Here is a 7,835-nt window from a genome sequence, read left to right on the forward strand (position 1 = left end):
TGGATGGAATCTAATATGTGTTTGATTTTTGCGCGCTGCGCATCCATCAGTGATTGCTTATCACCTTCTGAGAACCATGCACTTGAATAGCTCATAGTGGGGTCTAGCCAGAGGCTATAGAAGGCATTACCTAGATCATAGTGAGCATGGATATTTTTACGACTTCCAGATTTGGAGTTGTCTCTAAACCAATGTCTCAGGCGATACGCTATGGAGCCCAACCAACTCCCATAGATTGCTTTTTCTAGAATGGTGCGGTTCCGAATAGCTAGCTCTAGAACAGCCTTGAGATCAGGTGTATTCCATTCACCTCGAATATAACTCTCGGCAAAGCCAATATCGCCATGGGATAGCACTTGTTTAAATACAGACCAATCTAAAACCTGAATCTCTGCATGTAGTTGATCTGACTTATTTCCGAATTCCCTTATTTCTTTATTTGGCAGTGTCAGAACCAAATGCCCACTTCGCAATTGCGCTAAGAGACCTAAAAGGGTGTGTGTGCTTGCACGATATTGCTGTTGCTTTGATTTCGGCCTATCCGGACGGGAGAAGGTGAGGCGAGACAGTAGTGATTGACCGGGGCGATTCATCGGGTAATTTCAAGTTCTGGTGGTTTGGGTTTTGAATGAAAGGGTACACCTTTTAGCCATAATTTCAATGCTTGCCAATGAATGCGGCCAATCACACCAAGACTCATTAGCGGGTAGCGTAGAAAGGCAAGGTAAAGTGCACTTTTACTCAGGGGTTGAGCTAGGCCACTGATGCTGGTGTTGATCAATGGACTTCCATCCTCATGGAGCTCAATTCGACAAACGATATTTCTCTTGGAGCGACTGTCCTGTGAAAATAAGAAACGGAAATGGTATTCCCCGCGAACATCGCAGAAAGGTGATACGTGAAACACTTTCTTGCTCACCAAGGTCTCTCCAGATTTCAGTGCTTCACCAGAGTCATGGTGAAGTAAGTAGCAGTGTCGTTCGCCAAAAGTATTATTCACTTCAGCCAATACAGCCTGAACTTGTCCATTGGCTTGAGTGCAGATCCAAAAGCTGACAGGATTGAAGACATAGCCTAGTACTCGCGGGAAGGTTTGCAACCAAATCTCGCCATCAATATGCTGAATGTGGTGCTGCTCAAGAATCGCTTCAATCCATGACAGGCTATCTACATTCCCTATTCCATGATCTTGATCGAAGAATGAAAAAAGTCCGAACTGATTGTCTTTGAGACCATGCTTACTGAGTAGTTGCGGATCGTTCCTGCGTGCACGCATTGGAATGGATAAAGTAAATACACCGTAGCCAAACGCATTTTTTGCGGGACGAAAACGCCGATGCTTTACCGTACCAAAATTAATCGTTGGCAAATTCATTTACTGAACATCTTTAATGGAATTGGGCAGGGCGCGATGAGCAATTTTTTCCATTAGATCCATTGCCACTAATTCACCTGAACGTAAACCGTCTTCATGAAAGCCAAACCCAGTCCATGCGCCGCAATACCAAATCGAGGAATTGCCCTGAATTAAGGGCAGCTCTTTTTGTGCCTGGACCGCGCGCATATCAAATACGGGATGCGAGTAATGAATTTCTTCATGGACTAGCGATGGGTTGGGATCGGTTAGTGGGTTTAGGCTCACAATAATTTGCGTTCTATCGAATGCTGAAGGCAGAGGTTGTAAGCGGTTGATTAAATAATTGACGCTGACGTGTTGTTGCGCGGTTGGTGTCGCACCAGATTTTGCAGTGTAGTTCCAAGCTGCCCAGCAGCGCTCAGTGGCCGGTAAAAAATTCCGGTCTGTATGCAAAATTGCACGATTCTTTTGATAAGGTACAGAGGCCAAAATATTCCGAGCATCTTGGTCAATGCCATGGACTAACTCTAAAGTCTGATCGCTATGACAAGCCATCACTACTTCATCAAACCAGTGAGATCCTAAGGGGGTAATGACTTCGACCTGAGAATTTTCTGATTTACGGGCATTGACACGAGAAACCGATTCGCGCACAAATTGGACTTGCTGTTTTTCTAGCGCCGCGACTAAAAGCTTCACGTATTCTCTCGAACCTCCTTTAACAGTAAGCCATTGCGGACGATTTTGAATTTGTAAAAGACCATGGTTGTGACAGAAGCGAACCATGGTCTGAATTGGAAATTCCAGCATCTGCTCAACTGAGCATGACCAAATAGCACCAATCATTGGCAAGAAATAATTTTCTCTAAAGCTAGTGCTAAAGCGGTTGCGATCTAAAAAATCTTTAATACGCTCATCTGGCTCTGAGTATTCAAGCTTAGCAGTGATTTGTTCTTCTGCGAGTCGAGTGGCGAGACGATTGAAGCGTAGGATGTCATAAGCCATTCTCCAGAATGACAATGAGAATAAATTTTTTCTTTGTCCAAAAAAAGAATTGATGTCGTTGCCGGCCCATTCAATCTTTTTGTTGCGCCCTATTTTTTCTCCGGCATCAATCGAGACAGAAAAAGACATTTCTGATGGAGCAATTGGAACTTGAATTTCCTCAAATAGACGAACTAAGCGGGGATAGGTTTTACGATTAAATACCAAAAAACCAGTATCTACCCCGTGAGTCAGCTTACCTTCAGAAGTTTCTATTGTGAGATCTACTGTATTGCTATGACCACCAATATGATTGCCGCCTTCGAATACAGTGAGATCTAAGTCTGGGTACTGTCTTAATGCATATGCGCATCCCAAACCAGAAATACCGGCGCCTATGATGGCAACTTTTTTCTTACCCACTAAATTTTCTCTCCAAGAAGTTTCTCTATTTCACTAGTAATGCTGCTGCTCGTTGGTTTAGTCAAGCTGCCATATGAATCCACTACATTACCATTGCGATCAATAAGATATTTATAAAAATTCCATTTGGGGGTTGTACCAGTTTTAGCAATGAGCATCTTAAATAAAGGATTGGGCTTGCTGCCACTGACCGAGCTCTTAGCAAACATAGGGAACTTTACGTCATAGGTATTTTTGCAGAAGTCAGCAATGTCTTTATTGCTACCTGGTTCTTGTTGCCCAAAATCATTTGATGGAAATCCTAATACAACTAAGCCATGATCTTTGTATTTAGCATATACCTTCTCTAGATCCTCATATTGACTTGTAAAACCGCAAAAGCTCGCTGTATTGACGACCAAAATGACTTTTCCCTGATATTGGCATAGGCTTTGAGGCGCTTCATCCTGCAATCTCGGAAAACTGTGGGACAAAAGAGGACTACAGTTGGGTGATGCTGTTGGCGCAGCCTGAACCAATTGCGTTGCAGACACCAGAAAGAGAAGTGCCAATAAATGTCTTGGCAAGTTACGAATCATTTTGAGCCTATAAAAGGGGTGGGGATGTCCAAGTCTAAGACATTCTGACAAATATCGTTGAGCCTGGCTCAATGCCATTAATATGACGCTATGAGCTCCCTACCTTTACCTTCTTTTGAGTCCAAAGTCTGCGCGCTGGCAGACCTGGAGGCTCGTATTTCCGAACTACCAAGACCTCTGGTGTTTACGAACGGCGTCTTTGATATTTTGCATCGCGGACATGCTAGTTACTTGGCTCAAGCGCGAGCATTAGGAGCGAGTCTGGTCGTGGGCGTGAACTCAGATGCCTCGGTCAAAATGTTGGGTAAGGGCGATGACAGGCCTATTAATACCGAGGCTGACCGCCAGGCTTTATTGGCGGCGTTAGAGAGTGTAGATTTAACCGTATTATTTACGGAGCAGACCCCAGTTAATCTGATTGCAAAAATTCATCCGGATATTTATGTCAAGGGTGGAGATTATGAGATCGATACCCTTGAAGAAACGCGTTTGGTAAAAACCTGGGGCGGCAAAGCAGTCGCTATTCCATTTTTATATGAGCGATCTACTACAACGCTACTGGGTAAGATTCGCACTAGCTAAGCACAGCAAATTAAAAAGAGCTAGTACTTAAAGATTTTGCAAGAGCCAAGCCCAAAGCCCACGCAGTACCAAGCCTTCGATAGGCTCAATGGGTAAGGCAGCTAGCTCAGGAAATTGTTTAATTGCATTTGCCAAAATTTTGGCATTACCACCGTCAAGCCAAATTCGTTCGACAGGATGATTCATTGCTTTGGCTAAATACACTGCTTGCAGTATTGCTCCCATTTGAGCTGCATCACACCCTCCGGTAATAGCTTCATCCGTTGTAATACCAAAGCCTGCTTGTATTTCAGGCTTACTAGGGCGAACTGCTAATGGAAGTTGGGCAGTATTTTTTTGAAGGCTCTCATGCATCAAGCTAAGGCCCGGCAAAATCCAGCCGCCGTAATGAACGCCATTACCACCTAGTAAGTCAATGGTCGTAGCCGTCCCAGCGTTAATCACCAGGGTATTGGTATTGGAGAGTGCTCTTGCACCAATCAGTGCGGCCCATCGGTCTGCACCCAGTTTACTTGGGTCTTGATAGAGTGTGCGTACACCCTCATAAGTACTGCCACCTGAAAGCTGCTTCCATTCAAGCTCTTGCCATTGCGGAAATAGGCTGCGTAGATTTTGAATTGCAGCATTGCCAGCCACACAGCAAAATGCAATTGCATCTGGTTTTGGTATTGTTTTAGAAATATAGTCGGATAGCTCAGCACGTAGCTCGGGTGATTTGAATGACTTGTTGCTAATCGATCCAGAATATGACCACAGTTTTTTGTTGCGGTCTGAAATGTTTTGTGTTGATTCGACGGCGGCCCACTTCAGCCGAGTATTACCAAGATCAAAAACTAAATAGAGACTCATGATTGCACTCGCAAAGAAACATCGCCTGCATGAATGACAATGGATTTGTCCTGCTGCTTTAGGATCAGTGCGCCAGCGTCATCAACACCAGCAGAAATTCCGATGATAGGCTCTTTGCCTGCGCCTGATATGCAAACAGATTGATTGTTATATGCATCCCACTGCGCCCATGAATTTTTAAAATAGCCAAATCCATGTTGCTTAAATTGAGCTAAATGCTTTTCAAATGAATCAATGAGTTTTAGCCAAATAAACTCAGTATCAGGAAGAGGTGTTTGGTGGGGAACGAGTTGATCCAAAGCAGCAACACCAAGTGAGGATTGGGTATCCAGATTCTTTGCAAGCACTAATGCATTGCGTAGATTTAGGCCCAGCCCGATCACCATCCACGTAGGTGAGCTTGGGTTGCTTTGCCCACCTTCAATCAGAATGCCACCAAGTTTGGAATGATTTAGCAGTAAATCGTTTGGCCACTTTAGCCTTAAACCTTGCTGATAGAGTGCGTGTTCATTGGTTCCTAGAGCCTCAGCAATGCCGGAGACGACTGCCAGCCCTACTACTAAACTGAGTCCGCTAAGCTCATTAGGGCGCTTATTGAATGGGTAGGCCAAGGAAAAGCATAGGGTGTCTTCTGGGCTGGAAAGCCAAGCCCTTCCAGCCCTGCCTTTGCCAGAAGTCTGCTCGTGGGCAATGCGAGCAACAGGATCGATTAATTCCCCTGCGCGCCAGCGGGCCAATAAATCATCATTGGTCGATTTAGTGCTAGCAACACGTTCTAGGATGCAATTCGGATTCATTTTCCTATTGTAGAAAGATCTAGCCTAGCTGACCTAGAATAAGGGAATGCATCACGAAGATCAGCGTCCTCGCAAGTTTGTTTGGCCCCTCCAGGCGATGCCTTTAGCCAGGGCCATTAGTTTGAGCTACGCGCTTTTAATCCTTTATGTCAGCCTCAATCCCTTTGATTTCCACTTTGACAATGGTATTGCTGCATTAGCGTGGTTAGATGCCCCTTTGCCTCGCTTCATCACGCTATTTGATGTCTCGGTCAATATCTTGGCCTATATTCCCCTGGGATTTATGTTGGTCTTTGCCTGTTATCCGCGTTGGCGTAATTTTGTTGCCTTAGGAATTGCTTTGGGCTTGAGTGCAGTTTTAGCATTGAGCGTGGAGTCCTTGCAAACCTGGCTACCCACCCGGATACCGAGCCAAATGGATTGGTGGGCCAATGTATTGGGCGCTTTGTTAGGCGGCCTGCTGGCTATCCCCTTAGGTCCTCAGTGGCTCTCTGGTAGTGTGGTGCGCCGTCGTTTTGACCAATGGTTTGGATTGAACTGGGCCGCTTGCGCCCTGTTTCTCCTTTTTCCTTGGACTCAGATCTACCCTCAGAGTTCTTGGCTTGGAACGGGAGTATGGGGACATGCGATTTTTGCCTCGGTTGACTGGGGAACTATGGTGATAAACCATGTTGTACAGGAATCCATCATTACAGCGGTTTGCTGGTTGGGTGCCGGGCTTTTACTATCGCTAGGGATGCGTACAAAAGCTCCCCAGTGGAAAATCTTGAATAGCCTGCTTTGCTTCACCGTTATAGTAAAAATTGCCTTTACGGCATTGCAATTCGGGGCAGTATTTAGCTTGGTGTGGCTCACGGCTGGCGCTATCTGGGGGATGCTGCTGGGAAGTCTGTTACTGAGATGGGCCCTCCGGTTTTCGGTAAGCAATAAAGTTTGGCTTGCGATCACTTGTTTGTTGAGTGCAACCCTGGCAATTAATCTCTTACCAGACAATCCTTACTTCATTTTGACATTACGGCAGTGGTACCAGGGCCGGCTATTACACTTTAATGAACTAATGCAATGGGTTTCAGTAGTATGGTTGCCATTGGCGTTAATTTGGGCACTCCGAAATCGGACTACCTTTAATTCAAAAACTTGATTGAGATAATGTATGAGCTTTAAGCACCATGTTTTTTTCTGCCTAAACCAGCGTAAGAATGGCGAAGATTGTTGCGATCGTCATAATGCATTTGCATTATTTGAGTATGCAAAAAGTCGTGTGAAAGAGTTGGGTTTATCAGGCCCAGGAAAAATTCGCATAAACAAGGCAGGATGTTTAGATCGCTGCGCTGATGGACCGGTAGCAGTAATTTATCCAGAGGGTATTTGGTACACATTTGTCGACACTGAAGATATTGAAGAAATTATTCAGTCACACTTAGTGCAGGGGCGCCCAGTAGAGCGTTTGCAGTTAGCTTAAAAAGATTTCAGAAAGCGTTTCCATGAATAGCCGTACAAAAATCATTCATATTGATGGTGTTGTGGGTCAAATCGAAATGTCGATTGACCTACCGGATGAGTTAAAAACGAATACTGATTTTTTAGTGAGGGGTTTAGCCCTAGTTGCCCATCCTCATCCGTTAATGGGTGGAACGATGGATAACAAAGTCGCACAAACCATGGCGCGTGCTTTTAATCAGTTGGGTTACGTCAGTGTTCGTCCGAATTTTCGAGGCGTAGGGGCCACTGCTGGTGTTCATGATGACGGTATTGGCGAGATGGAAGATCTACTGCATGTCACTGATTGGATGCGAACTCCCTCAAGCTGGAATCAATTTGAAGCTAGCTCACAACAAGCGTGGACCCAGACTGCAAATACTTTGCCTTTAGTCGTTTCTGGTTTCTCATTTGGAAGTTTTGTTGGGACTCATTTAGTGCAACGTTTGTCAGAACTTGGACGCCCAGCTGAACGACTCGTCATAGTGGGAAGTGCTGCAGGTAAGTGGGTCTTGGCACCTGTGCCTGCCGATACGATTTTGATTCATGGCGAGGTGGATGAAACTATTCCCTTGATCGATGTCTTAGATTGGGCGCGTCCTCAAGAATTAACTGTTCAGGTAGTGCCAGGCGCAGATCATTTTTTTCACCGACGTCTACATTGCATACGTAACATCATCACCGGTGCTTGGTTAGGTATGCCTGATCATCGCAATCAATAAACTACCAAGCAAATTAGAAAGATCAATACATGACTGAAGATAGAAAATCTCTTATTGAATATCC

The 7,835-nt window shown here is 45.0% G+C and carries 10 protein-coding genes; 4 read left to right on the plus strand and 6 right to left on the minus strand.

Annotated features, from left to right (window positions below; all coding sequences use genetic code 11):
- The 4 genes from B7X71_RS09535 to B7X71_RS09550 all read right to left on the minus strand — a co-directional run.
- Positions 1 to 593 (minus strand): class I SAM-dependent methyltransferase (locus B7X71_RS09535; RefSeq protein WP_293600591.1); only part of this gene is annotated, 593 nt, incomplete at its 3' end.
- Positions 590 to 1,375: a DUF1365 domain-containing protein gene (locus tag B7X71_RS09540; protein ID WP_293597959.1), complete on the minus strand. Its 786-nt coding sequence runs from the start codon at positions 1,373 to 1,375 to the stop codon at positions 590 to 592. The genes B7X71_RS09535 and B7X71_RS09540, both read right to left, overlap by 4 nt.
- Complete coding sequence (locus B7X71_RS09545) at positions 1,376 to 2,764, minus strand: NAD(P)-binding protein (RefSeq protein ID WP_293600593.1); 1,389 nt, start codon at positions 2,762 to 2,764, stop codon at positions 1,376 to 1,378.
- Entirely contained in the window at positions 2,764 to 3,342 is a 579-nt protein-coding gene (locus tag B7X71_RS09550; protein WP_293600595.1) for a glutathione peroxidase, read from the minus strand. The genes B7X71_RS09545 and B7X71_RS09550 overlap by 1 nt, the downstream gene beginning before the upstream one ends.
- Positions 3,343 to 3,432: 90 nt before the next feature.
- Here B7X71_RS09550 and rfaE2 point away from each other — a divergent pair, with 90 nt between their 5' ends.
- Positions 3,433 to 3,924, plus strand: a complete 492-nt coding sequence (rfaE2, locus tag B7X71_RS09555; RefSeq protein ID WP_293597962.1) for a D-glycero-beta-D-manno-heptose 1-phosphate adenylyltransferase — start codon at positions 3,433 to 3,435, stop codon at positions 3,922 to 3,924.
- Between the two features lie 27 nt (positions 3,925 to 3,951).
- Here the strand turns inward: rfaE2 and B7X71_RS09560 are convergent, their stop codons facing one another.
- Together B7X71_RS09560 and B7X71_RS09565 are read right to left on the minus strand one after the other, a co-directional pair.
- Positions 3,952 to 4,773, minus strand: coding sequence for a type III pantothenate kinase (locus B7X71_RS09560; protein WP_293600597.1), 822 nt, complete (start codon positions 4,771 to 4,773; stop codon positions 3,952 to 3,954).
- Positions 4,770 to 5,570: a biotin--[acetyl-CoA-carboxylase] ligase gene (locus tag B7X71_RS09565; protein WP_293597964.1), complete on the minus strand. Its 801-nt coding sequence runs from the start codon at positions 5,568 to 5,570 to the stop codon at positions 4,770 to 4,772. The genes B7X71_RS09560 and B7X71_RS09565 overlap by 4 nt, the downstream gene beginning before the upstream one ends.
- A gap of 46 nt (positions 5,571 to 5,616) precedes the next feature.
- Here B7X71_RS09565 and B7X71_RS09570 point away from each other — a divergent pair, with 46 nt between their 5' ends.
- The 3 genes from B7X71_RS09570 to B7X71_RS09580 are packed head-to-tail and all read left to right on the plus strand — an operon-like array spanning position 5,617 to position 7,771.
- Positions 5,617 to 6,711 (plus strand): VanZ family protein, encoded by a 1,095-nt coding sequence (locus tag B7X71_RS09570; protein ID WP_293600599.1) that lies wholly within the window; start codon positions 5,617 to 5,619, stop codon positions 6,709 to 6,711.
- A gap of 12 nt (positions 6,712 to 6,723) precedes the next feature.
- Complete coding sequence (locus tag B7X71_RS09575; RefSeq protein WP_215302172.1) at positions 6,724 to 7,032, plus strand: ferredoxin; 309 nt, start codon at positions 6,724 to 6,726, stop codon at positions 7,030 to 7,032.
- Between the two features lie 22 nt (positions 7,033 to 7,054).
- On the plus strand, positions 7,055 to 7,771 hold the full coding sequence (locus B7X71_RS09580) for an alpha/beta hydrolase (protein ID WP_293600601.1): 717 nt from the start codon (positions 7,055 to 7,057) through the stop codon (positions 7,769 to 7,771).
- Positions 7,772 to 7,835: the final 64 nt, after the last annotated feature.

This window comes from Polynucleobacter sp. 39-46-10 (assembly GCF_002282275.1).

Coding starts and splice junctions, on each gene's coding strand:
- B7X71_RS09540 (WP_293597959.1), bottom strand. CDS start 1,375: ATGAATTTGCCAACGATTAATTTTGGTACGGTAAAGCATCGGCGTTTT.
- B7X71_RS09580 (WP_293600601.1), top strand. CDS start 7,055: ATGAATAGCCGTACAAAAATCATTCATATTGATGGTGTTGTGGGTCAA.
- B7X71_RS09565 (WP_293597964.1), bottom strand. CDS start 5,570: ATGAATCCGAATTGCATCCTAGAACGTGTTGCTAGCACTAAATCGACC.
- B7X71_RS09560 (WP_293600597.1), bottom strand. CDS start 4,773: ATGAGTCTCTATTTAGTTTTTGATCTTGGTAATACTCGGCTGAAGTGG.
- B7X71_RS09575 (WP_215302172.1), top strand. CDS start 6,724: ATGAGCTTTAAGCACCATGTTTTTTTCTGCCTAAACCAGCGTAAGAAT.
- B7X71_RS09550 (WP_293600595.1), bottom strand. CDS start 3,342: ATGATTCGTAACTTGCCAAGACATTTATTGGCACTTCTCTTTCTGGTG.
- rfaE2 (WP_293597962.1), top strand. CDS start 3,433: ATGAGCTCCCTACCTTTACCTTCTTTTGAGTCCAAAGTCTGCGCGCTG.
- B7X71_RS09570 (WP_293600599.1), top strand. CDS start 5,617: ATGCATCACGAAGATCAGCGTCCTCGCAAGTTTGTTTGGCCCCTCCAG.